Origin of the sequence: Nocardia kruczakiae NBRC 101016 (assembly GCF_001612965.1) — a bacterium.
In the GTDB taxonomy this organism is placed as follows: domain Bacteria; phylum Actinomycetota; class Actinomycetes; order Mycobacteriales; family Mycobacteriaceae; genus Nocardia; species Nocardia kruczakiae.
Genome location: NZ_BDBL01000003.1, coordinates 211489 through 238172, shown reverse-complemented (window position 1 = coordinate 238172; position 26684 = coordinate 211489). Strand labels below are relative to the sequence as shown.

The 26684-nt window shown below is 66.9% G+C and carries 22 protein-coding genes; 5 read left to right on the top strand and 17 right to left on the bottom strand.

The window, feature by feature from the left end:
* Window positions 1–10: 10 nt before the first annotated feature.
* A complete protein-coding gene (locus NK1_RS04070) occupies window positions 11–1501 on the bottom strand; it encodes a long-chain-fatty-acid--CoA ligase (protein WP_063007284.1) in 1491 nt (496 codons plus the stop codon).
* A 117-nt stretch (window positions 1502–1618) separates the two neighbouring features.
* Here NK1_RS04070 and NK1_RS04065 point away from each other — a divergent pair, with 117 nt between their 5' ends.
* Window positions 1619–2854, top strand: coding sequence for a PucR family transcriptional regulator (locus NK1_RS04065; RefSeq protein WP_063007214.1), 1236 nt, complete (start codon window positions 1619–1621; stop codon window positions 2852–2854).
* A 32-nt stretch (window positions 2855–2886) separates the two neighbouring features.
* Here NK1_RS04065 and NK1_RS04060 read toward each other — a convergent pair whose 3' ends face one another.
* The 7 genes from NK1_RS04060 to NK1_RS04030 form a co-directional block, all read right to left on the bottom strand.
* Window positions 2887–6120, bottom strand: coding sequence for a protein kinase domain-containing protein (locus tag NK1_RS04060; RefSeq protein ID WP_063007213.1), 3234 nt, complete (start codon window positions 6118–6120; stop codon window positions 2887–2889).
* A gap of 78 nt (window positions 6121–6198) precedes the next feature.
* Window positions 6199–6558 carry an acyl-CoA dehydrogenase C-terminal domain-containing protein gene (locus tag NK1_RS04055; RefSeq protein WP_063007212.1) on the bottom strand — a complete coding sequence of 120 codons (360 nt, stop codon included), beginning with the start codon at window positions 6556–6558 and terminating at the stop codon, window positions 6199–6201.
* 263 nt (window positions 6559–6821) lie between these two features.
* The gene (locus tag NK1_RS04050) at window positions 6822–7544 is read right to left on the bottom strand and encodes a DUF8020 domain-containing protein (RefSeq protein ID WP_063007211.1); all 723 of its coding nucleotides are present in this window, start codon (window positions 7542–7544) and stop codon (window positions 6822–6824) included.
* A gap of 48 nt (window positions 7545–7592) precedes the next feature.
* A complete protein-coding gene (locus tag NK1_RS04045; protein ID WP_167354216.1) occupies window positions 7593–8729 on the bottom strand; it encodes an MFS transporter in 1137 nt (378 codons plus the stop codon).
* 314 nt (window positions 8730–9043) lie between these two features.
* The gene (locus NK1_RS04040; protein WP_063007209.1) at window positions 9044–9766 is read right to left on the bottom strand and encodes a hypothetical protein; all 723 of its coding nucleotides are present in this window, start codon (window positions 9764–9766) and stop codon (window positions 9044–9046) included.
* A gap of 182 nt (window positions 9767–9948) precedes the next feature.
* Complete coding sequence (locus NK1_RS04035; RefSeq protein WP_063007208.1) at window positions 9949–11220, bottom strand: aspartate aminotransferase family protein; 1272 nt, start codon at window positions 11218–11220, stop codon at window positions 9949–9951.
* A 90-nt stretch (window positions 11221–11310) separates the two neighbouring features.
* Window positions 11311–12306 (bottom strand): phytanoyl-CoA dioxygenase family protein, encoded by a 996-nt coding sequence (locus tag NK1_RS04030; RefSeq protein WP_369689798.1) that lies wholly within the window; start codon window positions 12304–12306, stop codon window positions 11311–11313.
* A 136-nt stretch (window positions 12307–12442) separates the two neighbouring features.
* Between NK1_RS04030 and NK1_RS04025 the strand changes: the two genes are divergently transcribed.
* Entirely contained in the window at window positions 12443–12997 is a 555-nt protein-coding gene (locus NK1_RS04025; protein ID WP_063007206.1) for a TetR/AcrR family transcriptional regulator, read from the top strand.
* A 46-nt stretch (window positions 12998–13043) separates the two neighbouring features.
* Here the strand turns inward: NK1_RS04025 and NK1_RS04020 are convergent, their stop codons facing one another.
* The 7 genes from NK1_RS04020 to NK1_RS03990 form a co-directional block, all read right to left on the bottom strand.
* Window positions 13044–14651 carry an AMP-binding protein gene (locus NK1_RS04020; RefSeq protein ID WP_063007205.1) on the bottom strand — a complete coding sequence of 536 codons (1608 nt, stop codon included), beginning with the start codon at window positions 14649–14651 and terminating at the stop codon, window positions 13044–13046.
* On the bottom strand, window positions 14644–16092 hold the full coding sequence (locus tag NK1_RS04015) for a flavin-containing monooxygenase (RefSeq protein WP_063007204.1): 1449 nt from the start codon (window positions 16090–16092) through the stop codon (window positions 14644–14646). Before NK1_RS04015 ends, NK1_RS04020 begins: the two co-directional genes overlap by 8 nt.
* Window positions 16089–16844: a gamma-glutamyl-gamma-aminobutyrate hydrolase family protein gene (locus tag NK1_RS04010; protein WP_063007203.1), complete on the bottom strand. Its 756-nt coding sequence runs from the start codon at window positions 16842–16844 to the stop codon at window positions 16089–16091. The genes NK1_RS04015 and NK1_RS04010 overlap by 4 nt, the downstream gene beginning before the upstream one ends.
* Window positions 16841–17947, bottom strand: coding sequence for a Zn-dependent alcohol dehydrogenase (locus NK1_RS04005; RefSeq protein WP_063007202.1), 1107 nt, complete (start codon window positions 17945–17947; stop codon window positions 16841–16843). Before NK1_RS04005 ends, NK1_RS04010 begins: the two co-directional genes overlap by 4 nt.
* A gap of 81 nt (window positions 17948–18028) precedes the next feature.
* On the bottom strand, window positions 18029–19519 hold the full coding sequence (locus tag NK1_RS04000) for an aldehyde dehydrogenase family protein (RefSeq protein ID WP_063007283.1): 1491 nt from the start codon (window positions 19517–19519) through the stop codon (window positions 18029–18031).
* 43 nt (window positions 19520–19562) lie between these two features.
* Window positions 19563–20930 carry a glutamine synthetase family protein gene (locus NK1_RS03995; RefSeq protein ID WP_063007201.1) on the bottom strand — a complete coding sequence of 456 codons (1368 nt, stop codon included), beginning with the start codon at window positions 20928–20930 and terminating at the stop codon, window positions 19563–19565.
* Complete coding sequence (locus NK1_RS03990) at window positions 20920–21531, bottom strand: hypothetical protein (RefSeq protein ID WP_157104064.1); 612 nt, start codon at window positions 21529–21531, stop codon at window positions 20920–20922. The genes NK1_RS03995 and NK1_RS03990 overlap by 11 nt, the downstream gene beginning before the upstream one ends.
* Before the next feature lie 147 nt (window positions 21532–21678).
* Here NK1_RS03990 and NK1_RS03985 point away from each other — a divergent pair, with 147 nt between their 5' ends.
* Window positions 21679–22641, top strand: a complete 963-nt coding sequence (locus NK1_RS03985; protein ID WP_063905894.1) for an alpha/beta hydrolase — start codon at window positions 21679–21681, stop codon at window positions 22639–22641.
* 352 nt (window positions 22642–22993) lie between these two features.
* Here the strand turns inward: NK1_RS03985 and NK1_RS03980 are convergent, their stop codons facing one another.
* Window positions 22994–23221, bottom strand: a complete 228-nt coding sequence (locus NK1_RS03980) for a hypothetical protein (protein ID WP_063007198.1) — start codon at window positions 23219–23221, stop codon at window positions 22994–22996.
* A 288-nt stretch (window positions 23222–23509) separates the two neighbouring features.
* Between NK1_RS03980 and NK1_RS03975 the strand changes: the two genes are divergently transcribed.
* Window positions 23510–24622 (top strand): NAD(P)H-dependent amine dehydrogenase family protein, encoded by a 1113-nt coding sequence (locus NK1_RS03975; RefSeq protein WP_084460562.1) that lies wholly within the window; start codon window positions 23510–23512, stop codon window positions 24620–24622.
* A gap of 793 nt (window positions 24623–25415) precedes the next feature.
* On the top strand, window positions 25416–25775 hold the full coding sequence (locus NK1_RS03970; RefSeq protein ID WP_063007197.1) for a helix-turn-helix domain-containing protein: 360 nt from the start codon (window positions 25416–25418) through the stop codon (window positions 25773–25775).
* Between the two features lie 464 nt (window positions 25776–26239).
* Here NK1_RS03970 and NK1_RS03965 read toward each other — a convergent pair whose 3' ends face one another.
* On the bottom strand, window positions 26240–26527 hold the full coding sequence (locus tag NK1_RS03965; RefSeq protein ID WP_063007196.1) for a hypothetical protein: 288 nt from the start codon (window positions 26525–26527) through the stop codon (window positions 26240–26242).
* Window positions 26528–26684: the final 157 nt, after the last annotated feature.

Here is a 26684-nt window from a genome sequence, read left to right as displayed (position 1 = left end):
AACACCGGATTCACCACAATCCTTGCGGGACAACGAGGTCGCGCTTGAGGATCTTGCCCGTCGGTCCCTTGGGCAGGGCGTCGACCAGCCACACGTGGCGTGGATACTTGTAGGCCGCCACGCGGGCTTTGACGTAGTCGCGCAAGTCGTCGGCGGTCGCTTCGGCCCCTGGTGCGAGCGCGACGACGGCGGCTACTTCCTCGCCGTGGGTCGAGTGGGGCACGCCGAGCACCGCGGCTTCGAGGACGGCCGGGTGTTCGTAGAGGACCTCTTCGATCTCGCGCGGGTAGACGTTGAAACCGCCCCGGATGATCAGGTCCTTCTTGCGGTCGAGAATGTAGAAGTAGCCGTCTTCGTCCTGTTTCGCCATATCGCCGGTGTGGAACCAGCCGTCCCTGATCGCCTCGGCGGTCGCGGTGGGGCGATCCCAGTAGCCGCTCATGACGTTGTGGCCGCGGATGGCGATCTCGCCGGCCTCACCGGGCGCGACATCGTTGCCGTCGGCATCGACGACGCGCATCCGCACGCCCTCGATCGGGGTGCCTATCGACCCGGGCCGCGCGGCGCCGACGCGGTTGAACGAGGCGACCGGCGAGGTCTCCGACAGTCCGTACCCTTCGAGGACCGGAATGCCGAATCGCTCTTCGAATCCTCGCAGCACCTCTGCCGGGAGCGCCGCGCCGCCGGACAGGCACAGCCGCAACGTACCGGTGTCGGCGATGTCGGGGCCCGCGCCGAGCATGGCCACGTACATCGTCGGCACGCCTTCGAAGATCGTGACGCCGTCGCGTTCGATCAGCTTCAGTACCAGCTTCGGGTCGAAGCGTGGGGCCAATGTGATGGTGGCTCCGCTGAGCACGGCGACATTGAGGCAGCACGTCTGCCCGAACGCGTGGAACAGGGGCAGGCAGCCCATGATCACGTCGTCCGGGGTGGCGGTGAGCAATGTGCGTGCGGCGACGGCGGCATTGGCCCGCAGGTTGGCGTGGGTCAGTTGCGCGCCTTTGGGGGTGCCGGTCGTGCCGGAGGTGTAGAGCAGAACCGCGGTGTCCTCGTCGTCGCGGACCGTCACTTCCGGCGAGTCCGGCCACGATGCGAACTCGGTCGCGGCATCGTCGGTGACGGTGAGAAGGCGCACCTCCGTCTGTGCCGCTCCGGTGGTGGCTTCGGGGATGGCGGTATGCCACGCGAAGAGGATTCGGGCGCCCGAGTCGGCGAGGTGATGCCGGACTTCGCGTTCCTTCAGGAGGGGATTCATCGGTACTGCGATCAGGCCGGCCCGCAGGATGCCGTAGTAGATGATCGGGAACGCGGTGACGTTGGGCAGCATCATCGCGATTCGCTCACCGGGCTGTGCGCCCAGTTCGCGCAGCCGCCCGGCCACGCGCGCGCTCAGATCGTCGAACGCGGCGTAGGTCAGGACCTGATCGTCGAGGCGGATCGCGGCACGGTCCGGAAACTGGCCGGCGGCGTCCTTGAGGTTGATGGCGAGGTTGCTCACATCCACAATCGTCTGCACCTGACCGCCCCGGGCCCATATGGCGGGCGACAGTGGACGACCGGGAATTCTGTGCCCGGCGATATTCTCGCCGGTGCCGCGTGGCCGTAGCCTCGCATCGTGCCCCGCAGCGTTCCCGATTCCTTGATCGTGCCGATAGCGAACGGCCTGACCGGGCGGCTCGACGAGCTGACCGACGACCTGGTCGACCGCATCGTTCATCAGATCGAGATCTACCGTGAGCCGGGCGTGGTGCCGCGCGCGGAACTGCGCCGGTCGACCCGATCGAATCTCGAGTACATGCTGCATCGGCTGGCGCACGGCCGGACGCGGGCGCTGCTGGCACCGCGTTCGACCGGCCGCGAGCGTGCCGGCCAAGGGGCGCCGCTGCCCGAGGTATTGCGTGCTTTTCGGCTCGGATTCGCTTTTCTTTGGCAGCGACTGCTCGATTCCGCCCGTGCTTCGGGGCAGTGTTCGATCGATGCCTTGCTGAACGTCGCCACCGACATCTGGGCCATGGCCGACGACTATTCGACCGCGCTCACCGAGTCCTATCGCGCCGCGGTCGGCGAGGCCATGATCCTCGCGGATCGGCGGCGCTCGGCGCTGGTGGCGGCCCTGCTCAATGGCCCTTCCGACGAGAATCACACCGCCTGGGAAATCGCCAAGCTGCTCGATATGCCTTATGACGGTTCATTTCTCGTCCTCGTCGCCGAGACACCCGAGCTCGGCCGGCCCGCGCTGCCCGGACTCGAGGATCGGCTGCGTGCCCTCGATGTGGCCTCCGCGTGGCGGACGGGGCCGGAACACGAGATCGTCATTCTGTCCTGCGGGCGGCGCCGCACCGACGAAATACGTTCGCTGGTCGCCAAATTCGCGTCCGCTCGCGTCGGGATGAGTCCGCCGTACAACCGGCTCGACCGGACGCCGCGCGCACTGCGCTTCGCGAAAATCGCAGTGGAAACGGTCGAACCCGATGCCACCGGCATACGGCAGCTACCCGACACCCCCATGGCCGAACTCGTGATGGGCAACCTCGACACGACTCGCCGTTTCGTCAGGCGGGTCCTGGGGCGCGTGCTCACGATGGCCGACGACGATCGCAGTACCTTGATCACGACGGCGGAGGCGTGGCTGAACGCGCGCTCCTCCGCCGCCGAGGCCGGGCGCGTGCTGTACTGCCACGAGAACACCGTCCGTTATCGGATGCGCCGGCTCGAGGAGCGTCTGGACGGCGAACTCGACGATCCGGCGACCGTCGCTGAGCTGGCGGCCGCGTTGCAAGCGATACGCACCTTTCCCGAACTGGGTGCTCGCCTGACTCTCGACCCCCACGAGGACACGAATGACCGGTGAGCCGCCGACGGTCAGCGGCTGACGTGGCCTGTTCACACCGGCGGTTGCCCGGCGACCCATGCGGCGATCTGGGCGCGCGAGGTGAAGCCCAGTTTGGTCAGGATATGTTCGACATGGCCTTCCGCGGTGCGTTGTGAAATCACCAGCCTGGCGGCGATCGACTTGTTGGTGTATCCCTGGGCGACGAGGTCGGCGACCTGGCGTTCTCGCTTGGTCAGTTGCCGGTCCGAATGTGCTGTCGGCCCGGCGGGTTCGGACCCCTCGCCGAGGGCGAAGGACACCGCCGTGTCGAAGTCCATCGCTGCGCCTTCTCGTCGGGCGGTGTCGAAGTTTCGGGATCCCAGCACCGTGCGGCTGCTTCGCTCGGAGTTTTCACGGTAGACGAGCAGATCGTGGAACATGAAGGCCGAGCTGCCCGCGACGCTGCTCAACGCATCGGCAGCACCCATCAACACCGCCGCGCGCCGGTGATGGCGGTCCTCGGCGGCCAGCCAGGCCAGGATTTCCGCGCAAGCCGCGGCGACGAGGGGGTCTTCCAGTAGTCTCGCGGCGCGAATGCCCTCCTGCAAATAGCTCGTGGCGCCGTCGGTTTCGTTCCGTCGCCACAATGTGAATCCCGCAGCCCACAGTGTCCAGGATCGACGCATGGTCTCGTCGGCCGACTCGGTGGCGGTGAGAGCATCGCGGAAATAGGGGAGGGCGCGATCGGTGTCGTTCTGCAGTGTGTACGACCATCCGAGCGAGATCTGGGCGTCGAGTTGTAGCCCCGATTCGCCGGTGTCGGCGTAGATGTCGATGGCATCGGTCAGTAGGGCGCTCGCACGAGGCAGGTCCCCGCTCGCCAGGCACTCGTATCCGCGGGCGTGGGCGAGCAGGGCGGTGACGAGTGGGTCGGTGATGTTTTCGGCCAGAGTTTCGAGCTCCGAGACTTTGTCGGCGATGGCCGGCAAGTCGGTTTGGATCGCGGCTGTCTCGACGGCTTGGTAGAGGACTCTGGCGCGGTCGACGGTCTGTATGTGGGGGGTATGGATCAACGCGTGCTCGAGCCACCGGCGCCCCTCGGTGAGTCGCCCTCTTATCGTCCAGAAGGGATAGAGAGCAGCGGTCATCCGCAGTGCACTCTCGGCCCCTTCGGACACGCTCAACTCCAATGCCTTCCGCAGATTCGGCAGTTCCCGTTCCAGTCGCCCGACCCACTGCAGCTGCCGTGGGCCCACCCAATCCCTTTCCGCTGCCAGTGCGAGTCGTTCGCACCAATCCCGTTGGCGGTGATTCGATTCGGCGTATTCGCCCTCGTCTCGCGCCCTGCGTCTGCCGTACTCCTGGATGGTTTCGAGCATGCGGAAGCGGACGGTCCTGTCGGTGTCTTCGCGGATCAGAATCGACTTGTCCACCAGCGCGGCCACGGCGTCGAGTAGTTCGGCGTCGCCGAGATCGGGGCCACAGACATATTCGGCGGCATCGAGCTCGAACCCGCCAGCGAATGCCGAAAGCTGGTTCCACAGGCGTTGCTCGGACCTGGTGCACAGGTCGTAGCTCCAGCCGATGCAGTACTGGAGGGTCTGCTGGCGTTTCGGGGCGCTACGACTCCCGCGGGTGAGCAGCGCGTAGCGATCGTCGAGTCGGGACAGGATCTGGTCGGGGGACATGGTCCGGAGCCGAGCCGCGGCGAGTTCGATTGCCAGGGGCAATCCGTCCAATCGGGCGCATATCCGGGCAACGGTGTCGGTGTTGCGGTCGGTGACATCGAATCCGGGTACGGCCGTTGCCGCCCGTGCGGCGAACAGCGTGACGGCGTCCGCACGAGCGGTGCGGCGAGCCGTCCTGCCCGCCGGAGCCGAAACCGTCAGCGGGGGCACCGCGAACACCGTTTCGCCGGCGGCACTCAGTGCCTCGCGGCTGGTGGCCAGGATGCGGATACGCGGGCAGGCGCGCAACAGCGATTCCGTCAGTGTCGTCACCGCGTCGATCACGTGTTCGCAATTGTCGAGCAGCAACAGCAGATCGCGGGTGGACAGGTATCGCACGATGACATCCAGGGTCGGCTCAGGACCACTGTTCCGCAGACCGAGAGTGGCGGCGACGACATCGACAACCGAGGTGGCGTCGCGCAGGTCGGCCAACTCGACCAGCCACACCCCGCCGCTGAAATCCGGCCTGAGCTGGTGGGCGACCCGCAGTGCGAGCCGGGATTTGCCCACTCCGCCGGTTCCGGTCAGGGTGACCGACCGCGACCCGGTCAGCAAATTCTTGATCGTCGTCACCTGGGAGTGCCGATCGATGAAGCTGGTCAACTCGAGCGGGAGGCTGCGGGTACCACTTCCCGCGGCACCCAGCGGGCTGGTCCCGGCCGGCTTCTCGGTACCCGGTTCGCTGCGCAGCGCCATGTCGTCGACTGCGAATCCATGGCTTCGTTCCACCTGCCGCAGTTGTTCGCCCAGTGACTCCGCGGTGGGGCGATCGGACGGTTCGTGCGACATCGCCGCTTCGATGATCGAACTCGCATCCCCGGGGATTCCCTGCTCGCGCAGGTCCGGAACCGGCTGCCGGGTGATGCGCAGGAACTGCGCGACTACTTGTTCACCGCTGCGGCGCTCGAACGCGGCGTGCCCGGTCAAGGCGCAGAAGAGGGTGGCCGCCAGCCCGTACACATCCGATGCTCGGCTGGGCGCGGCCCCACTCAGTACTTCCGGTGCGGTGAAGGCGGGGGATCCGGTGATCGTGCCGGTGGAGGTTTCGAAGCCGCCGGTGATGTGGGCGATACCGAAGTCGGTCAACGCCGGCTCGCCGTAGTCGGTGATCAGAATGTTGCCGGGCTTGACATCGCGGTGCAGGATGTCGGCGCGATGGGCGGTTTCCAGTGCGCCCGCGATCTTCACCCCGAGCCGCAGCACATCGGGCAGCGGCAAGGGACCGTCGTGGCGGATGCGGGTGTCGAGGGAACCGCGAGCGTGATAGGGCATCACCAGGTACGGCCGGCCGGTTCCCGTCACGCCCACTTCGAGCATGTCGACGATGTTCGGATGCCCGGTGAGCCGCCCCATGGCTCGCTGCTCGCGAAAGAAGCGCGCGCGGTTCTCGTCGAGTTCGCCGCTCAGCACTTTCACCGCCACCGTGCGATCCACCGCCGGTTGGGTACAACGGAACACCTGCCCGAAACCACCTCGTCCGATCTCTTCGGCGTCCGTGAAACCCGCAGAATGCAACTCCGTGACGACGTCGACACCGCCATCACGCTGTGTCTTGTACGGATCGCTCTCGACCATCGGCTACTCGTCAACTTCCGCCGGCAGGTACCAGTCAGAATATCCCTGATACCCCTGCCGGTGTCTGCCCGCCGCCGGTCAGAAGCCGGCCTCCGCGAGGTCCATCACGGTTGCGTCCGTCGCGGAGACCACGGCGAGTTCGGCGGTGGCGTGGGGGAGCACCGAGTTGGCGAAGAACGAGGCCACTGCGACCTTGCCGGCGTAGAACGCGGTGTTCTGCCCGGCTTCGATGGTGGTGAGGGCTGTTTCGGCGGCGACGATGAGGCGCCAGGCCACCAGTAGATCGCCGACGGCAAGGAGGAACCGGACAGCGTTCGGGCCGATTTTGTACACCACGGGAGGCTCTTCGGCAGCTGCCAGCAGATGGGCGGTGAGCCTGCCGATGATCTCCTGGACGTCCTCGAGGGCACGCGAGAGCAGAACCTCCTCGTTCTTCAATCGGCCGCGGTCGGCGTCGGATTCGGCGCGGACCTGCCCGAGTACGTGCGCGAGCGCAATGCCGTTGTCGCGGGCGAATTTCCGGAAGAAGAAGTCCTGCGCTCGGATCGCCGTGGTGCCTTCGCAATCCCTCGGCGTAGCCCTTCTGCATCATCAGCGACCGGCGCACTCGACTGGCCCGACGCCGGGGCGGGCAGGAATAATGTCGATTGCCGTTGCGAGCGCGGCCGCAACGGCAATCGGGTTGTGTCTCTTCGTCGTTGCTAGGGAGCGGGTGTGGTCGCCGGGTCGGGGGCGGTGACCTGGTTGGTGAAGTCGATCAGGGCGGCGATGCCGACGGGCACGCCGACCAGGATGATTCCGGCGGCGGACCCCAAGGCGACGCCGACGGCGGCGCCGGCCAGGCATCCGCCGAGCGCACCGGCGAAGAAGACCGGGAAGGTGATGGTTCCCACGGTCAGCGCGCCCGCGATACAGCCCAGCGGGAGGCCGATGAGTGTGCCTATCAAGGTACCGACGCTGATCGCCAAACCGAATTCCGTTGCGGCCGTGGCCATCGCATTCTGGAACTGAGCTTCGGACGCGACCGGACGCGGAAGCTCCACCGGAGTGGCGGGCCGGGCCGAGGCGGGATCGGTGCCAGGGGTCAGGATCGCGGTGTTGCCGTCGATCCGTGCCGCGATCGGCCAGTCCTTGTCGTCCTTGCGGTAGGTGAGCGGGAACCCGGCGGCGAGATTCCCCTGTCCGTCGAGGGCCTGGAACTGATTGCCGCGCACCGTGAGTGAGCCGCTGTCGGTGCTGATCCGCACCGATCCGTCGACGATGCTCGAGGTGTAGTGGATACCCGGGAGGACGGTCGTGTGGATACTCGAATTCGGGGGAGTCGCCGGGTTCGCGGGTGCGGGCTCGGCGCAGGCGACCGCGGTGGTCAGGCTGACGGTGAGCGCGGTGAGGCAGGTGGTCGCGACCAGGTTGGTGATCTTCATGTCATCCGATTTCTGTTGTGCGGATCGTTGTTTCGAGGATCTGTCGGGTCAGCACCGGCGCCGGATGCCGAGTAGCGCCGGCACCGCGAGCAGGGCGGCGGCCGCGCCGAACGCATACAGCAGGCGGTAGTTGTTCGGGCCGTCGATGGCGAGGAGTGCTGGGGCCACGAGCGGTGCGACCATCAACGCCGCCGTCTGGGTCAGCACGACCAGTCCGAGGTCGCGGGCCGCGTTCTCCCACGAGGTCATCGTGGACGCCGCCAAGGCCAGCATCTGCCCGAGCAGCAGTCCGTATCCGATGCCGAAGAACACACAACCGGTGAGGAATTCGGGAACGGTGCCGACGACATCCATCACGGTGCATCCGACGGCGACGAGCAGACCCGCGGCGGCGAACAAGGGTTTGCGCCTGCCGATCCGGTCGGCGAGGCGGCCGCCCAGGGGACTGATGATCGACGCCGTGCCGTTGATGATCAGCGTCGCCTCGAAGACGGTGGGAACCAGGGAGGTGTCGTCGAGCTTCAGTTCGGTTTGCAGGAAGTAGACCAGGAAGGTCGCCACCACCGCCGCACCGAGGGTGATACCGAAGATGGAGGCCAGGCACCAGCCGAAGTCGGGCGCCTTTCGCGGATCGAAATAGAGCGTCCGGGCGAAGTCGCGGACATTGAAGACCGGCCGGACATGTCCCGCGAAGTCGGTTTCCCGGAGAATGGCGACGAATATCAGGACGAGACCGGCGCCGAGAGCTGCCGGAATGAGAAGGCGTGCGGTCATTCCCGGAGTGATGCGGACGATGAAGGTCCCCGCGATGAGCCCCACGCCCTGCGCCGCACCGGCGAGTCCGGCGACGAAACCCGCACGCTCCGGCGGAATGGAATCCGCGAGCATGGACCACAGCACCGTCAATCCGATGGTGCCGGCTACCGAGACGATGATCCATCCGACGATGAGTACCGCGATGGTGCCGGACACGGCGACAATTGCGTTACCCGCCATGATGGTGGTGGCTGAGACCACCAGCCATGGCCGTCGGCGACCGAAGCGCGACATGGTGATATCGGCGAGGCGCCCGAAGAACGGGCCAGCGGGCAGTGAGATGAGAGCGCCCGTAGCCGCGATCGCCGAATAGGCTACGGAGGCATGGGCCGGGACGGCCTGCGCGACCCGGAGTGCTAAAGTGATCATGGTCGGGGTCAGAACGGCCGTCCATACACCGAAGATCGCCAGGACATACGTCCAGATGAATGCATTTCCGGCGTGATTGAGAGTGATGGCCGCGGGCGAAGCGTCGCTGGAGACCGCGGAACCGGTTTCTGTATCTGTCGCGGGCGTGGGCGAATCTTGAGCTGTCATAGTGGTTTCCGAACTTTTCGAATCGAGAATGTGCGCGTCGTTGCGCGGTGATGCATGCTCACGCAGCCGTCGATGGATGTCGGCGTGCGTCGTTCCGGCGATGCGAAAACAGGGGCCGCAACCTTCCGGACCGTTCGCGGGTGGGGTCAGTCGAGGATTCGACCGTGGACTGACGAAGGCTCCGAATTGCTGTCTCGCGAGTCGCTGCGGGCGAGTCCCCGATTGTGCTCAGCGAGTGCCCGGTAGCCGTGGTAGTAGGTGGTGACCATGAGTGCCCAGATCGCGCATGCCGGAATGTAGAACAATGTGTGGTCGGCGTCGTCGCCCGGAATGTGGACGAAGTCATAGGTCGACGCGACGATCGCGCCGAGTATCGTGGCGATGAAAACCCCTGCCGCGCAACGTCGTTCACCGATACTCCACAGCCGGCCGGCGACCGTCACCATGAACACCGCCACGGCGAGATTCAGTGCGAGGTAGAACATCGACCATGGCGGGCTGACGGGCCGTACGTCGATCGTTCGCCACAGCCCGACCACGGTCGCTGCCCCGAATGCGGCGGCTTCGACCAGAGGCGAGGCGCGGTACCCGCGCGTCACCGCCATCATGCCGAGCACGAAAACCAGCGTCATGCCGAACGAACGCGAGAACGCGTCGAAGAACACCATCAGGTGGTAGCTCACGCTCGAGTGATCGATTCCGGTGGCGGCCAGGAACAGAACGTTCGTCCCCGATACCCCGATCACCAGCCACTCGAGACCGAGCAGATAGTTGCGGTAGCGGCGAATTATTCGCACCCCGTAGTAGAGGCCGGCCGCTGCCATCCACAAATCGGCGGCCAACAGCAACAACATTGCGAGCGTATTCATCGAGAATTCCTTCGATTCAACAGAATTCGGTGCAGGTACGCCACACTCGTCCAGCCGCATCAGGCACCGGCGTGACGCGGAACGGGTGACGGGGCGTAGTAAACGGGCGGCACGGCGGCCACCCGTTCGGGCGGAGGGCCCGTCCGCGTCGCGGCTGGGGGATCGGATCGTTGCTGTCCGCGCTATGCGGAACGGGCAGACACCTGCTGCAGAACCCGCCCGAGGCGCGCGGCCGTTTCCTGAATGTCGGCGAGCGTGTGCGCGGTGCTGAGGAAGATCTTCCCGGACGGCATGAACACGACACCTGATTCGAGCATCCCGGCCGCGATCTCGGCCCACAGTCCGTCCGTGCCGTGCAGACTCGTCGCCTGACCGCGCGGCACGAACTGCACGAGCGACCCGACGCGCCGGAGACTGCCGGGCGCGCCGGCCGAGGCCAGCACGTCGGTGATCGCCTGCTCGAACGCGTCGCCCAGATCTTCCAGCTTGTCGAATACTCCCGGCGTAGCGGACAACTCCATCGCGGCCTTCACCGCTGCGAGCGCGATCGGGTTGCCGTTGAACGTTCCGGCGTGGGTGAGGCCGTGCTCCACCAGATCGATGATGTCCGCACGGCCGACGACCGCGCTCTGGGTGAACCCACCGGCGATCGCCTTGCCGAACACCGAAAGATCCGGGCGGACACCGAATCTCTCGGCCGCGCCGCCGCGGGCTATCCGGAATCCGGTGATGACCTCGTCGAAGATCAGCACGACGCCGTGCCGGTCGCACAGGCTGCGGAGCGTTTCGAGAAACCCGGGTTCCGGTGTGAGCACGCCGGCGTTGCTCATGATCGGGTCGATGAGCACGGCGGCGATCCGGCGTTCCTCGGCCTGGGCCAGCAGTTCGGCGACAGCGGCGGTGTCGTTGAACCGGCTGATGATCAGGTCGGCGTGGGCATTGGGGCTCTGCCCGAGGGCGGCGGGAACGGGTGACTCACCCGTGTCGTCCGCGCTCATGCTCGCGTACACGCTGTCGTGCCAGCCGTGGTAGGCCTTCGCGAACTTGACGATGCGGTGCCGGCCGGTCGCCGCGCGGGCGAACTTCAGGGCGACCTGCACGGCCTCGGTTCCGGTGTTCGTCCATACGAGACGCTGCGCGCCGGGCACGGATGCGAGGACCGCCTCGGCGGCTTCGTACTCGAGACGGTGGCCCATCCCCACGACCTGCATCGAGGTCGCGACTCGTGCCACCGAGTCGAGGATGTGCGGATGGCTGTGTCCGTGGACCAACGGCCCCCAGGCCATCACGTAGTCGAGGTAGCGGTCCCCGTCGAGGTCCCAGAGGTGAGCTCCGTGGCCCCGCTCGACGAAGAGCGGAACCGGCCGCATCGCGGCGCGAAGGCCCGAGCTGACGCCGCCGCCGACGCTGCGACGGGTCCGCTCGAATGCGGTTCTGGAGGAGTCGATTCCCATACATATCCTTGAGGGCTGCGAGCGGGCCTGCCGGAGAGGCTCGTCGCCTCTCCGGCAGGTCGCGGGGCGAGAGAGGTGCCGACCGGCACCTCAGAGCTTCAGGTAGTCCCCGAGTTCGCTGTAGTCCACCTGCCAGAGGCCGGGCGAGCCCGTGGGGTACTGGGAACGGAAGCCGAGAATCCGCTGCACCCGCGGCGAGAGCTGCTTCGCGACCTGCCTGTCGACGAGGAACGGGTAGGCCTCCTCGCCGGTGAGGAAGCCCACGTTGAAAGCGAAGGCCACTCCTCGTCGGTACTGGTCGGTCGTTACATTCGCGCCGCCGCCGTGCACGGTCTTCCCACTGTAGAAGAACGCGTCTCCCGCCTTCATGACGGCGGGAATGGTGCCTTCCGGGGTACCGCGATCCTCGAAGTCATCCCACTTGTGGCTCCCCGGGATGACCCGCGTCGCGCCGTTCTCCTCCGTGAAGTCCGTGAACGCGATGATGAAGTTCACGGTCACCTCAGGGCCCTGCGGACCCATGCCGACGAACGGGTACCAGTTTTCGAGGTCCCGGTGCAGGAACTGAGCCCGATTCCCGGGGCCGATCTCGATGACCTGCGCCGTGGTCATCCAGTAGGTACCGGACTCCTCGAGGAACGTGGCGTCACAGAGGGAGTGGACCAGGTCGTGCTCGAGGATCTCCTCGCGGAAGGTCGTGCTGTGTGTCACCAAATTCGTCAGTCGCTTGGTGTTGGCCCCGTGGAACTCCGCGACGATCTCGTTCTCGTGGGTCGAGCCGGGAGCCAGCGCTGCCATGGGCTGCTCGACCTCGGCGTTGAACCGCGCGATCTGATCCGCCGAGAGGAAGTTCTCGATGATCACGCCGCCGTCCTCGGCGACGATGTCGAGGATCTCGGCGAGGGGGGCCGTCGCCGCCACGGATCGTAGAGCGGCCTTGGCTTCGGTAGTCATATCTCTCCATTTCCACGTCCGATCAAATGTCTTAATCACTTGATCTGATCGAATGATCTGATTGTGTGCCGCGCCACACTGGGTGTCAAGAGAGAATCGAAGACTTGTCCGAAAAATCGTGTTTGCCGTCACTCGCGCGGTGGTTGTAAGGGCACCTACGGAGCCGCGGTCTGTACGCTTGACTTGATCAAACAGTCAGCGCGCCGACGTGCGCCAATGAGCGAATGGGGTGAATCGGTTGGCCCACGTGTCGACAGAGGACCGTTCCGTGCAGTTCATCGATGCGGCGGTCCGAGTCATCGCCGAGCGCGGGGTCGGGAGTGCGACGACGCGCCGGATCGCGGAAGCGGCCGACGCTCCCTTGGCCTCACTGCACTACTGCTTCCGGGACAAGGACGGGCTCTTCCTGGCCGTCTTCGAGCATCTCGCCGCCGAGATCACCAAGCAGTTCACCTCCATCGAGCCGGCCGAGCTCGAGGCGACCGCGCAAGAAGTCATCCGGCGTTCGGTGCGCTGGCTGATGGACCATCCGGACTACGCGCTGGCAGAAATCGACCTGTACATGTGGATGACCCGCAACCGCCCGGCGCTGGCGAAGGAGTCCTACGACGTCTTCCTCCGCGCGGTCACCGACGTGCTGCAGCGCGCGGCCGGGCCGGCCGCGCGCGCGGAGGCCATCGCGAATCTCGCCTCGGTGCTGATCGGTGCCACCGACGGGCTCGTGTTGCAGTGGGCCTCGGATCGGGATCGGGCGCGCGCCGATGCCTACGCGGATGTGATCTGCGCGGGAATCCCGGCGATGTGCAGCGGGATTCGGGGGTAGGCCGGGCCGGATGGATCTCGCCGCGTTCGGCAGCGGCCGGACGGGTTCAGGTCTCGCGGTTGCCGCCCGTGCCCCCCGTTGCCGGGGAATGTGCTTCGGCCGCTCGGGCTCTCAGCAGGTACTTCTGCGTCTTGCCCGTCGACGTCTTCGGAAGGGGACCGAAGAGAACCTTGCGAGGAGCCTTGTAGCGCGCCAGGCTCCCTTTGACATGCTCCACGAGTTCCTCGGCGGTGGCATGGGCTCCCTGGGCGAGGTGCACGAACGCGACAGGGATCTCTCCCCAGCGGGGATCGGCGGTTCCGACGACCGCCGCCTCGAGCACCGCGGGGTGCTCCGCCAGCACGTGCTCGACCTCCACGCTGGCGATGTTCTCGCCCCCGCTGATGATGATGTCCTTGCTCCGATCGCGAAGCTCGACATAGCCGTCGGGATGGCGCACCGCGAGATCGCCGGTCCGGAACCAGCCGTCCGGAATCGCCTCCCGGGTGGCGGCCTCGTCGTCGAGATATCCGAGCATGACGTTGTTGCCGCGCAGCGCGATCTCACCGACCGTGCTGCCATCGGCGGGAACATCGCTGCCGGCCCCGTCGACCACCCGGGGCGGCAGGGACACGATGTTGCCGACGCCTTGTCGTGCCTTCAGCCGGATCACGGCCTCGTCGTCGAGACCTTCCCACTCCGGCACCGGCTCACAGATGAGCGCGGGGCCGAAACTCTCGGTCAGCCCGTAGAGATGTGTGACGTCGAATCCGAGGCGCGTCATCCGGCGCAGCACCGCCGGGGCGGGAGGCGCACCTCCCGTACCCACCGACACGGCGCGCGACAGCGTCGAGGCATCGTCGGCGTGCGCGATCATGTCGAGCACGGCCGGAGCGCCGTTGAGACCGGTGACGCCCTCCTGCCGGATCAGTCGCCACATTTCGGCGGGCTCGACCTTGGGCAGGCATACATGCGTGCCGCCGGCCGCCGTGACGGCCCAGGTGAAACACCAGCCGTTGCAATGGAACATGGGCAATGTCCACAGATGAACGGAATGCGGGCCGAGCGCGAAATGGCTCGCCATGGCCAGCGACTGCAGGTACGCACCACGATGGTGGTACATGACGCCCTTCGGCGCTCCCGTGGTACCGGAGGTGTAATTGATTGCCAGCAGCGAACTTTCGTCGTGGATCTGCTCCTGGCAGGGTGCAGCGCCGGCGATCAGTTTCTCGTAGTCGGAATCGGCACTGCCCGAACCGATGACCACCGGAGGCTTCTCCAGCGCGTCGCAGACCTCACGGACCAGGCTCGCGTACCGGGCATCGCACACGATCACACCGCTACCCGAATGCTGCAGGATGTAGGTCAACTCCCGAGTCCCGAGCCGAGTGTTGAGGGCCACCAAGGGAACTCCTGCCCACGGCACGCCGTAGTGGGCCTCCAGAAGTTCGTGAGTATTGGGCGCCAGCACCGCCACCGGCCGCCCCGCGGCGATCTCTCTCAGTGCGTCGGCCAGCCGCCGGCACCGATCGCGGAATTCGGTGTAGGTCCAGCGCAGGTCGCCGTCGACGACCGCGATGCGGGATCCGTGTGCGGCCGCGGCCCGGTCGAGGAAGGCCGTGGGCGTCATCGCCGCCCAGGCGTGCGTCGCCGCGGTTGTATTCGCCTCAGGCATAACGGAGGACGCCGTCGTCGACCGACTCCAGCAGTCGCATGGTCTCGGCATAGTTCTGCGGATTGAGCCAGGGCTCGTGGTCGCCCTGTGCCGGCATGCGCCGGGCAGCCCGCTGCATATATCCGGAGGTCACGCCCGCGGTATAGGGGAGCCGCGGCATGGCGTCGTCGCCCGGCGCCGGCGTCGGGGTGACTCGGCGTGCGCCGATTTCGTCCATATGCGCGAGAACGCGGCACACGAAGTCGTCGACCGCTTCGATCCGGAGCGTCCACGACGAATTCACGAACCCGAAGGCGTAGGTCAGGTTCGGCACTCCGGACAACGCCAGGCCCTTGTAGGTCCAGCAGCGTCCGAAATCGACGATCTCACCGTCGACGTCGAATATCGCCTCCCCGCCCATGACGAGGTTCAGACCCGTCGCCTTCACGATGATGTCGGCGTCCACATGTGTCCCGTCCCGCATCGCCACGCCGGTCGGGGTGAGCCGTTCGATGTGGCCGGTGACCACGTCCGCGGATCCGTCGCGGATCGCCTGGAACAGGTCGGCGCCGGGCACCAGGCATACGCGCTGATCCCACGGCTCGTATGTGGGAGTGAAGTGGGCTTTGCGGACCTCGACGCCGACGACGTCGTCGATGGCGTCGAATATCGCCTTCTTGAATTCCTGCGGGTGCTGCCGCGCGTACCGGTAGGTCTCCTGCTGGGCGTGCAGATTACGCAGACGGATCCGGCTGAACGCGTCCTCGGGACCCATCTCCTCTCGCAACCGCTCGGCTTCGGGATCGACGGCCGGTGCGATGGACACGTAGGTGGGCGACCGCTGGACCATGGTCACCTTCGCCGTCTCGCCCGCGAGGCTGGGAACGAGCGTGATGGCGGTGGCTCCCGACCCGATCACCGCGACCTTGCGGTCCCGGTAGTCGAGATCCTCCGGCCACTCCTGGGGGTGGACCACCCGGCCTTCGAACGAATCCTCGCCGGGGAGTTCGGGATTGAACCCGCCGCGGTAGCTGTAGTAGCCGGTGGCGAGGTGCAGGAACCGGCAGCACAGCTGTGTGTCGCCATCCGCGTCACGCAACCCGAGGGTCCAGGTGTCGTCCGCGCTGCTCCACGACGCGGAGATCAGGCGCGTTCCGAACCGGATCTTCTCGGTGATGCCGAACTGATCGGCGGTCTCCCGCAGGTAGTTCTTGATCGCCCCGCCGGAAGCGATCGCCTCCCGTTCGGTCCAGGGCTTGAAGCCGTAGCCCAACGTGAACATGTCGCTGTCGGAGCGGATGCCCGGGTAGGTGAACAGATCCCAGGTGCCACCCAGGGATTCGCGCATCTCCAGCACCACGAAACTTTTGCCGGGACATTTCCGCTGCAGTTCGGCAGCGGCGGCGATACCGGAAATACCAGCGCCGACGATGACGACGTCGATCTCAGCCGGGCCGTTCACTTTCCATCTCCTAAACGTTGAGGCAATGCCTGCTCGACAAGCCAGGGGAAGCAGGGGTCGAGTTCGACGACGGCTTCGGGATGCCACTGCAGGCCGAGAACCGGCCGGCCGGGCAGCTCGATGGCCTCGACCACGCCGTCGGGGGCCCGCCCGGAGACCACCAGGCCCTCGCCGGGGCGATCGACCGCTTGGTGGTGCCATGAGTTGACCGCGCCGCGCGGTCCGTAGAGCTTCGCGGCGAGGGTTCCTTCGTCGAAGTCGACCGGGTGTTCGCGGTCGGGGCGCCGGTCGGGGACGGCGGCGAGGGAGTAGTGGTCGATCCCCTGGTCGGGCAGATCCGGAATCAGCGTTCCGCCGAGGGCGACGTTGAGGACCTGGTGGCCGCGACAAATCCCGAGTACCGGTTTCCCTCGTGCGATCGCGTGACGCACCAAGGCGATCTCGTAGTCGTCGCGGCGCCGGTCGATCGTCAGTACCTCTCCGCCGGTCGAATTCGGTGTGGGCGGCGGCCCGCCCCAGAGTTCGGGGTCGACGTCCTGGCCACCGGTCAGCACCAGTGCATCGACGCGCGACATGACCTCGGGCCCCGCGGACTCGTAGGGAAGGAGGACGGGAATGCCACCGGCCTCGGCGATCTTCATGCCGAACTCGGCCCAGAACATGTCGGCCCGGCATGCCGCCCACCGGCTGTCGACGCCCACGAGTGTTGTGGCGGAGATCCGCCGGCCGGTGATGGCGATGAGGGGTTTCACGAGTTGTCTCCGATGCGTACGACCACCCGGGTGCCCCCGGCGTTCTTCATGAGTTCGAATCCCTCGTTGATCTGCTCCAGGCTCACGACCGCCGAGATCATGTCGTCGAGGTTCAGCCGGCCTTGCTCGTAATACCGGACGTAGCCGGGAATGTCGGCCGGGAATCGGTTGGAGCCCATCAACGCTCCCTGGAGTCGCTTCTCGAGCATGAACAGCTCCGAGGCGCGAATCGATACCGGCTGGTTGTCGGGCACCAGGCCGACGACGGTGGCGGTGCCACCCGGCCCCAACATGGCGAAGGCCTGCTCCACCGTGGCGGCGAATCCGACCGCCTCGAACGAGTAGTCGACACCGCCCTCGGTCAGCTCACGCACCGCCGCCACCGTGTCGACCTGACCCGCCTGCACGGTCGCGGTCGCGCCGAACTTCACGGCATCGGTCAACCGCGCCTCGACGGCGTCGACGGCGATGATCTCGCGCGCACCGGCGAGACGGGCGCCTTGGATCGCCGCGATACCCACTCCGCCGCAGCCGAGGACCGCGACCGTCGACCCGGGCTCCACCCGGGCGCTGCGGAACACCGAACTCAACCCGGTCACCACCGCGCAACCGAGCACGGAGGCGGTGGCGAGGGGCATCGTGTCCGGGATGCGCACTGCCGAATGTTCGTGCACCACCATGGCTTCCGCGAACGCGCCGAGCCGCGCGGTCGGGTGCACCGACCGGCCGCGGGAGTTGATCAGAACCGGCCGTGACCGGCTCCCCAGCGAGCCGCGGCGGGGGCACAGGGTCATCCGGCCGGACAGGCAGAACCGGCATTCTCCGCAATAGATACTCAGGCACGTGACGACATGGTCGCCGGGGCGCAGGGTGCTCACCCGATCACCCACGCGCCGAACCACTCCGGACGCCTCGTGCCCGAGCAGGGTCGGGCAGGTGGCCGGCCAGACGCCTTCGATCTCGTGCAGGTCCGAACGGCACAGTCCCGCGTAATGCACGTCGACGAGCACCTCGTCCGGGCCGGGTTCGTCCAGCACGAGCGTTTCCAGTTCCAGCGTGCCCGGCGCCGTATTGAGCACCGCGGCAGTGATATTCGTTGGCATCAGGTCTCTCGGATCTGGCCGCGGGTGCGGGCCGATGCTCGTGGCTTCGACCCGCACCGCCGGCGGCCGACGGGGAGCGCCCTACAGGGCGATCCAGGTCGTCTTCAGCTGGGTGTACTTCTCCAGCCCGTAGGTGCCCTTGTCGGCACCGTTGCCGGACAACTTCCGGCCTGCGAACGGAGTCGACGGCACGCCTTCTTCGTACGAGTTCACCCAGACGTTGCCGGCGTCGAGTCCGCGGGCCATCCGGTGGATTCGCGAGACGTCGCGCGTCCACACCGACGCGGCCAGCCCGAAATCGGTGTCGTTGGCGAGCCGGAGCGCTTCGTCCTCGTCCCGGAACGGCTGGATGCACACGACCGGCCCGAAGATCTCCGCGCGGGTGATCTGCATCGACGAGTCGGTGTCGACGAACACTGTCGGCGAGACCAGGGAGCGCTCCTCGTCGAGGGCTTGCTCGCTGCCCGTCAACAGCGTGGCCCCTTCGCGCACACCGGATTTGACGAATTCGAGGACGGTGTCGCATTGGTTGCGGCTGCTCAGTGGGCCGAGCACCGTACCCGGGTCGAGCGGATCGCCGATCGTGAGCGTGGAGATCTGATCACATACGCCCGCGACCACCTCGTCGTATACCGACCTCTCCACGAACAGCCGCGACCCGGCGGTGCACATCTGCCCGGTGTTGAAGGTGAACGCCCATGTCGCGGTGCGAACGGCCTGCTCGAGATCGGGTGCGTCGGCGAAGATGATGTTCGGCGACTTCCCGCCGAGCTCGAGGGATACCGGCTTGCCGTTGGACACCGCGGAGTCGCCGAGCAGCCGCAGGCCGACCTCGGTCGAGCCGGTGAACGTCACACACGCCACGGAGTGGTGACGGCTCAGTGCCGTGCCGACGGTCGCACCGCGGCCGGTGACGACCTGAAGCACCCCGTCGGGAAGCCCGGCGAGACTGCCCAGTTCGGTTAGCCGCAGCGAGGAGGCCGAGGTCTGCAACGCCGGCTTGAGGACGACGCTGTTTCCGGCCGTCAGCGCCGGCGCCAGCTTGAGCATGGCGAGGCTGATCGGGAAGTTCCACGGCGTGATGGCTGCCACGACACCCAGCGGCTCGCGCGTCACCAACGCCACGGCGTCCTGGAGGCCACGCGGAGAGTCGTCCATCAGCTTGTCCGCCAGCTCGCCGTACCAGCGCAGATTGCGCACCGCGGAGGCGACTTCGAAGTCGCGGGCCTGGTGGGCCGGCTTGCCCATCTCGCGTGAGATCAGGACGGCGAGCTGATCGGCATCGCGCTCGATCAGGTCGGCCCAGGCGAGCAGGATGCGCCCTCGTGCCGTCGGGGCCATCCGCGACCACACACCGCTGTCGAACGTGGCACGGGCGTTCTTGACGATGCGATCGACATCTGCGGGGCCGGCCGCCGGCACGGTGGTGAACTGTTCGCCCGTCCACGGATCGCGCAGCGGGAGGGTCTCGGAGTCCGCCGCATCGGCCCACGCACCGGATTCCCACATCCCGAACGATGTCGCAACGGCGCCGGCCAGCGTCCGCAGCTGTTCGGTGTCGGACGTCGTCATGGTGTGCACTCCCTTCCGTGGATGGTGGATAACGCCTCGGACGTCACGCGAGTTCGAAGTAACGCAGGAACTCCCAGACCGACAGCTGGGCGTCGTCGCGCTCGGCTTCGGTGTGGAAGGACAGCCATTCCCAGCGGCGATGACCGACCCAGTAGTCGACGAATTCGTCACCGAGGTACCGGCGCAGCTGATCGTCGGCATCCAGCGCGGCGACCGCGTCGTAGAGGTTCTTCGGGACCGCGGGCACGCTGCCGGGCACCAGCGCCCAGGCCATCTGCTCGAACGGCGCGGGCGGCGTCGACTTCTCGTCGAGTCCCAGCAAGCCGCCGGCCAGGAACGCGGCCAGCGTGCAGTACACGTTGGAGTCGGCGGACGGCAGGCGGTACTCGAGACGTGTGGCGGAGTTGTCGGCCGGCACCGCGCGAACGGCACACGACTTGTTCGCGACGCCCCACGTCTGAGTGGTCGGCGGCCCTTCGAGTTCCATCAGCCGCCGGTAGGAGGTGACGGTCGGCAGGGCGAAGCTGGTCGACGCCTCGAGCGTCGCCATCACGCCACCGAGGAAGTGCAGCATGCGCTCGCTCGGCTCGCCGGGCTTGTTCGCGTCGAAGAAGATGTTGCCGTTCTCGTCGCTGACCGAGACGTTGAGGTGGGCGCCTTGGCCGTACGCCGCGGACCACTTCGACATGAAGGTGATCGACCGGCCCAGGGAGTAGGCGACCTCGCGCATGATCTGGCGGGCGCGCGCCCACCGGTCCGCGGCGGTCACCGGATCGGCGGGGGCGATGTTGAATTCGATCTGACCGCTGGCGGCCTCGTCGGAATATGCCTCCCAGGGAATTCCGATTTCGTCGAACCGGGCGACGACGGCCTCCACGTACTCCACGTAATCGGGAGACTTCGCGTGCACGAGCGCGGCTCCGGCGTTGCCGCCGAGCGGTGTGAGGTTCTGGTACTGCTGGGCGCGCGCCTGATCGATGGACTCCTGGAAGACGGTCGCTTCGATCTCGACGGAGGCCAGGATGCTCAGACCGCGCTCCGCGTACGCGGCCGTGATGCGCTTGAGTGCCTGACGGGGGTCCGCCCCGATGGGCTCACCCTGCAGGGTCCAGAGGTCGCCGATCACCGAAGCCAGGCCCGGCTTCCATTCGACCAGCGTGCTCTCGTCGGGCCGGAGCTCGATATCGGTCATCGTGCCGTTGCGCCGCCACTCGGGGAAGCCGAAACCGAGCGCGGAATGATTGTTCAGGTCCAGACCCAGGGCCAGGTCGGGCAGCGCGATGCCCTTCTCACGAGATGAGCGGTACTTCGCCGGTGAGAGCGTCTTGCCGATCAGGACGCCGTCCTGGTTGGTCGCCTCGACTCGCACGCGCGTCACCGAGGTCAATTCTTCGAAACGGTCAGAGCTCACCGCACACCACCTTCAGGTTGGCGCCGATCAGCGCCGAGAGATCGGACAGAGAACCCTGCAGCGCGAGTTCACCACCCTCGAGTTCTTCCATGACCAGCGAACGGCCGCCGAACATGCGTGACAGCGCGGCCGACGAACCGACGAACGTGTAGCCGGTCGCGGCGTCGCCGAACGACGCGAATTCGTCCGCATCGAAGCAGTAGAGATTGAGGCCGGCCGGCATGCCCCGGAGCGCGTTCACGCGCTCCCAGAACGTCTCCGCCGCCGAACGCCAGTCGGCGTCGGGGCCGGACAGCAACACCTGGACCTCTTTCGCGAAGCCACCCAGCGCCTCGTGCTCGACCTCGGCCGGCACCGGATCGGGCCAGCGCACATCCCAGCTGAGGTCCGGCTCGGCGCCGCTGTCGGCGGAGACGGTGATCTCCGAGCCGGTGAAGGTGACGAAGGCCTTCTGGGCGTCGGTGGTCGAAGACAGGCGGACCGTCCGGACGTCGTCGACCGCGGTGAATGTCGCACCCCGGGCGAACGCGTCACGAAGACGACGCGCCACCGACAGAACCATCGGGGTAGGGCGGTCTATCACCGCCACAGTGCCTGTCACCGGGTGACTCGTTGGATCGGACATGTCTGCCTCTCTGCAGCTGTGGTCATGTGACTTAATCATGTGATCTAATCGGGTGTCCTGTCAATACCCGAAACCCGCTTCATTACTGCGCGAGGTGATAGGTGACCTGGAAGGGAGGCTCGGATGGGCCTGTCCGAAACCGCCATGCTCGACCTGCTCGACGAGGACGCGCGCGCGTTCGCGCAAGCGCTGCTCAGTCAGGCGCCGCCGCCTCCGTACGCCCGGTACGGGGTGGAAGGTGTGCGCTCGATCTTCGATACGGCCGACGGCGCTCGACAGCCGATCCGCCTGGTGCACAGCGTCGAGGAGCGAGCCGTCGACGGTCCTGGTGATCCACTCCGAGTGCGTTGTTACCGCCCTTCGTCCGCGGTCGGACTGCCGGCGGTGATCTACATCCACGGCGGCGGGTTCGTCGTCGGGACATTGAACGGCGTCGACGACGTCTGTAGGTCGCTGTGCGCCGAGGCGGAGTGCGTCGTCATCTCCGTCGAGTACCGGCGCGCCCCCGAACACGTCTTCCCCGCAGCCGCGGACGATTGCCTGCGAACCTACGAGTGGGTCGAGCGCGAGGCGGAGTCACTCGGCGTCGACCCGTCCCGGCTCGCGCTGGCCGGTGACAGCGCCGGAGGAAATCTCGCGCTGTCGGTCTGCACCTCGTTGGCCGAAGCACGCCGCGCCACACCGAGGGCGCTCGTCCTGGCCTATCCCGCGACGTCGAACGCTCACGCGGGCCCGTCCTGGGACGCCTTCGAGCACGCGCCGGTTCTCTGCAAGACCGACGCGCTGTGGTTCTGGTCGAGCTACGCCGCAGGCGAGGGAGCGGAACTGGATCCGCGGGCTGTGCCCATCCTGTCGCCGGCGCTGCACGCGCTGCCGCCGACCTTGCTCGTGGCGGCCGAGGTGGACGTCTTGCGGTCGGACTACGAGCATTTCGCCGCAACGGCGGCGCGTGCCGGCGCCGAGGTGGAAATCCGCCAGTACGACGGTGTCCCGCACGGCTTTTTCACCGAGGTGGCCGTCATCGACAAGGCCAGGCGAGCTGTCGCCGACGCGGCGCACCATCTCCGGAGGCACTTCGGCGATTGACGTCGTCAGGGATTGCTCGAAATCGGTTCGCGGCGAGTCGGTCCGGTCATCTTCCGCACTTCGGTCGGGCCGGACCAACCGCAGGGCAGTCCACAAGTCCCACGCGTGGTGACGGTGGTCCTGCCGTCCGCGTAGTACGTGGTTGTCAGGTATGCGTGTGCGGCATAGCCACATTCGGGGCAGACTTCGAAATGATCGAGAACTTCTCGCGATCGTTGCTGGACGACGAGCGTCGACGGCATCGATACCGTGACGCCCGCCTGACGATGGATTTCCATATCTATGTCCCTCGCTGTTCGTATTCCCGGCCGCCGTTCCTTCCCCGCGAACGGGAGTGGACTCGGGTGAGACCTCAGCTCGCCGGATCGTGAAACAATCGCTCGCACGGAAGGCGTGGCAAAAGGCATGGGTCGCACAGCGTTTCGACAACCAGTTCGATGGCCTCCCGGCGCCGCTGTCCCCATTCGGTGAAGAACGTGTGGGCCGCCGCACGGGTGGCGCGGAAGTCGAAAGCCATGCCGCCCAGCCAGATTCGGAGCTGCACATCGCTGTCGAGTGACTGCGGATCCGCGCGCTGCATCGAAGCTTCCCTTGCCCATCGTTGTGCCGTGGACAGCCGTATTCATACGACTAAGTCATTTGATCAGAGCGTATCCATAGCGATGCCGCAGGTCAACACTCCGGGCGGTAGCGAGTTCTGTGGCGGAAGAAGATGTTCACAGGCTGATCAAATGATAAAGTCAGATGAACAAGTCTTCTGATCGAAGAACCCCAGGGCAGAACCCCGCTGATGCCGAGTGGAGGCGACCGCCGACGCGCTCGGGCCGCGGTCGCCCTCCGAACCAGCCCCTCTCAGAAAGGCGGTGCGATGCGCACTCCGAACACCCTCGACCCGGCGTCCGGCTACGCCGCCGGGCCTCGGGGATCGATGCGGGACGTGCCGCCGAAGCTCGAGGTGGTAGTCGTCGGTCTCGGCGCCACGGGTCTCGCCATCGTCGAATCCCTCGTCCCTCGTGCGGATTGCGCGCTGGTGGGGGCGCTGGACGTCCGGCCGGCGCTCTCGGGCGTCGATCTGGCGTCGCTGGTCGCGCACGCAGCCGCGGTGCCGGTCGTCTCGTCGGCCGAGGAGCTGCCGCGCGCCGACGTGGCCGTCGTCGCCACGTCGTCGTGGCTGGATGGAATCGAGCCCACGATCACGGCGCTCCTCGAGCGGGGGATGAATGTGGTCTCCATCTGCGAGGAGCTGCGCGAGCCGAGCCTGAGCCACCCCGAGATCATGGCTCGGCTCGACCGGGTCGCACGGGAGCACGGCGTCTCCGTGCTGGGCACCGGCTGCAACCCCGGCATGCTCATGGACACGCTGCCGCTGGTGCTGAGCGGGCTGACCACCGAGGTCCAGCGCGTGGCGGTGCGTCGGACGGCGGACATGAGTCGCTACGGCGCCATTCTGCAGAAGTTCGGCCTCGGGCTCACCCCGGACGAGTTCGACGCGCGGCAGCGGTCGGGCCGGGTGATGGGGCATGTCGGATTCGACCAGAGCATCGCCGCGCTGGCACGTGGCCTCGAATGGACCCTCGACAGCATCGAGGTGGACCCCGTGGAGCGTCACCTCGTCGCCGGCGCCGCCAGGGCGGGCGAGCACGTCGCCGTCCCGGCCGGCACGGTCGCCGGCGTCGTCCATCGGGCGCGGGGTATCCGGGCCGGCGAGCCGGTCATCGAATTCGCCACGCACTTCGGCATTTTCGAGGCCGACGACCCTGTGGCCCGCGGTGACTCCCTCACCATCGTCGGCCGCGAGCAGACGATCGAGGTGGTCGCACCGGGCGGCTACGAGAGTTTCCTGTCGACAGTGGCCATGGCCTGCAACGCGGTGTCCGCGGTCGCCACGGCCGAGCCCGGCTTCCGCACCATCCTCGATCTCCCGGTGTCCGCCCTCGCCAGCAAGGGCGCCCGTACGACGTCGATCCCCGTGACCGCGTAGGTCACTGCGGTCTCCAGCCATCGGGTGTCGGTGCAACCGTCCTACCCACGGCGTCGCGGACTGCGCGTGAACGGTTGTCGGCGAGGTCGAAGGTCGCCGACACTGTGGGGGCCGCGATCGCTTCCAGCGCTCGGTGCGGGCCGGCGTCGCTGTGAAGGTCGTCCGGATCGGCCGCGTCACGGGGTGCGCGATGGTGTCACGGCAGTTCTACAAGAAGCCTAATGCCGCGACCACCGGTGCCGTCCGAGGTCCGAAGACGTGGCGCGCCACGGGACCGGTGTCGCCATGACCATCACTCCTGCCCGCATCGTCGAGTTCCCTGGAGCTACCCGGCCCACGCGCCCCGAAACCCATCTGCCGATGAGATATAAACACCTGAACCGGTATCCGAAAATCTGTTGTGTCGGGTGTAGACATTCGCTGTAGGTCGTCGTAGAGTCGCTGTCGTTCGAATTAATGAGAGTCCGAGTGGCCGGGCAGGTGAACTGCCCGGAAGAAGTAGGTTCCACCGTCCCCTTCCGGCGGACGACAGCTGGACCCGGTGCACGTTGGCCGGACCTGCCGGAAGGGGACGAACAATCGAGTTCGTCAGCACCGTAGGAACATCGGCGATCCAGGAGGTGGTCACTGAGTAATCGTTCATCAGGATCCGCATCCCGGAAAGCAGTGGATGCGGTGTGTGGAAGCGGCCCTCACGGGTCGGTAAAGCAATGAGAACATTTCCCCCTTCGTAAAATCCCGGGCCCCGGCGCAACCGCGCCGGGGCCTGTCCGCGTTGACCCCGAGAGGCCCTGTGCAGCAACCCGACCCGAACCACGCCGCCGGCGGCCCGAGTGCCGCCGACAAGCTCGACGACGACACCTATCCCGCCTACTCGATGGGACGCGCCGCGGAAATCCTCGACGTCACCCCTGCGTTCCTGCGCGCCCTCGACGCCGCCGAATTGCTGACCCCGCAACGATCGGCCGGCGGGCACCGCCGCTACTCGCGCTATCAGTTGCGGATCGCCGCCCGCGTGCGCGAACTCGTCGACGCCGGCAACGCCCTCGACGCCGCGTGCCGCATCGTCATCCTCGAAGACCAGCTCGCCGAGGCCCAGCGCCTCAACACCGAACTGCAACACGCCCTCGACCAACGCAGCGACCCCGACTGAGACGAAGCGAAACGTGCCCGAACCGGGGAATCGCCGGGGGATCGGGCGTCGTGAAGGGCACGTGGCTCTGCCACCGCCGGCGGTTCGAACCGACGAAGGGCAGCCCCGGGCGTTGGCGGCTCGACGACCGAACCCGCAGCAGGACAGGCGAATTCGGCCCGCAGTGACAGACCTGCGGGATACTACGCGCGGCGGTGACCACCTGCCGTAGCTCGCCGGCCACCGGGGCCTACAGGGCCGCCGGCCGCAGCGCTTCCTGTTCGGTTTCTCGCTGAAGATCTCGACCTGCCCGGCCGGATCGAGGATGGCTCCGGCTTGGTCGATGTCGGCGTTGACCACCGCGTGTATCGCGGCGGCGATAGCGACGGGGTCGTGTTCACACATCGCGTGCAGCAGCTCGGCGAGCAGGCGCAGATGCGCGTGGTAATCCGACCGCGTACCGATTCACCTCCGCCGCGGATGCGTCAGATCTCGGTGTCGTGGAGGCGGTCTCCGCGGTGCGCCAGTCGCTGGGTGAAAGTTTCCTCCCAGACCGCCCCGGCGGATTCCTCGGCGAGGTCGTCGTCCCGGCTACGCGGTGGAGCTGAGGGAATCTCGCGGCGACCGGAGGTGCCGGGGCGGGCCCGCATGGCCAGGATCTGCACGCCCCACGAGACATAGGCCGCCACACTCATGCCGGCAGCCTCAGCCGCCTGGCACAAGGCGCTCCAGTCCTGCTCGTCTACGGTGACCGCGATCTCCCGGCTTCCCATACCCGCCCACGGTAGACCTGGATCCCGTCCGCAACACCACTGGACCGAGGTCGCGGCGTCGATAATTCAGCCCAAGGGCATCACTCGGTCGTTGACGTGACTCTGCGCACACCCTACGGTTAGACATCATCCAAAAAATGTATGACGTAGATGCGGA

Excerpts from the sequence above, each read along its gene's own strand:
- NK1_RS04020 (WP_063007205.1), bottom strand. The coding sequence starts at position 14,651 with ATGCCTGAGGCGAATACAACCGCGGCGACGCACGCCTGGGCGGCGATG.
- NK1_RS04005 (WP_063007202.1), bottom strand. The coding sequence starts at position 17,947 with ATGCCAACGAATATCACTGCCGCGGTGCTCAATACGGCGCCGGGCACG.
- NK1_RS03985 (WP_063905894.1), top strand. The coding sequence starts at position 21,679 with ATGGGCCTGTCCGAAACCGCCATGCTCGACCTGCTCGACGAGGACGCG.
- NK1_RS04045 (WP_167354216.1), bottom strand. The coding sequence starts at position 8,729 with ATGATCACTTTAGCACTCCGGGTCGCGCAGGCCGTCCCGGCCCATGCC.
- NK1_RS04050 (WP_063007211.1), bottom strand. The coding sequence starts at position 7,544 with ATGAAGATCACCAACCTGGTCGCGACCACCTGCCTCACCGCGCTCACC.
- NK1_RS03965 (WP_063007196.1), bottom strand. The coding sequence starts at position 26,527 with ATGGGAAGCCGGGAGATCGCGGTCACCGTAGACGAGCAGGACTGGAGC.
- NK1_RS03980 (WP_063007198.1), bottom strand. The coding sequence starts at position 23,221 with ATGCAGCGCGCGGATCCGCAGTCACTCGACAGCGATGTGCAGCTCCGA.
- NK1_RS04040 (WP_063007209.1), bottom strand. The coding sequence starts at position 9,766 with ATGAATACGCTCGCAATGTTGTTGCTGTTGGCCGCCGATTTGTGGATG.
- NK1_RS03975 (WP_084460562.1), top strand. The coding sequence starts at position 23,510 with ATGCGCACTCCGAACACCCTCGACCCGGCGTCCGGCTACGCCGCCGGG.
- NK1_RS04000 (WP_063007283.1), bottom strand. The coding sequence starts at position 19,519 with ATGACGACGTCCGACACCGAACAGCTGCGGACGCTGGCCGGCGCCGTT.
- NK1_RS04035 (WP_063007208.1), bottom strand. The coding sequence starts at position 11,220 with ATGGGAATCGACTCCTCCAGAACCGCATTCGAGCGGACCCGTCGCAGC.
- NK1_RS04060 (WP_063007213.1), bottom strand. The coding sequence starts at position 6,120 with ATGGTCGAGAGCGATCCGTACAAGACACAGCGTGATGGCGGTGTCGAC.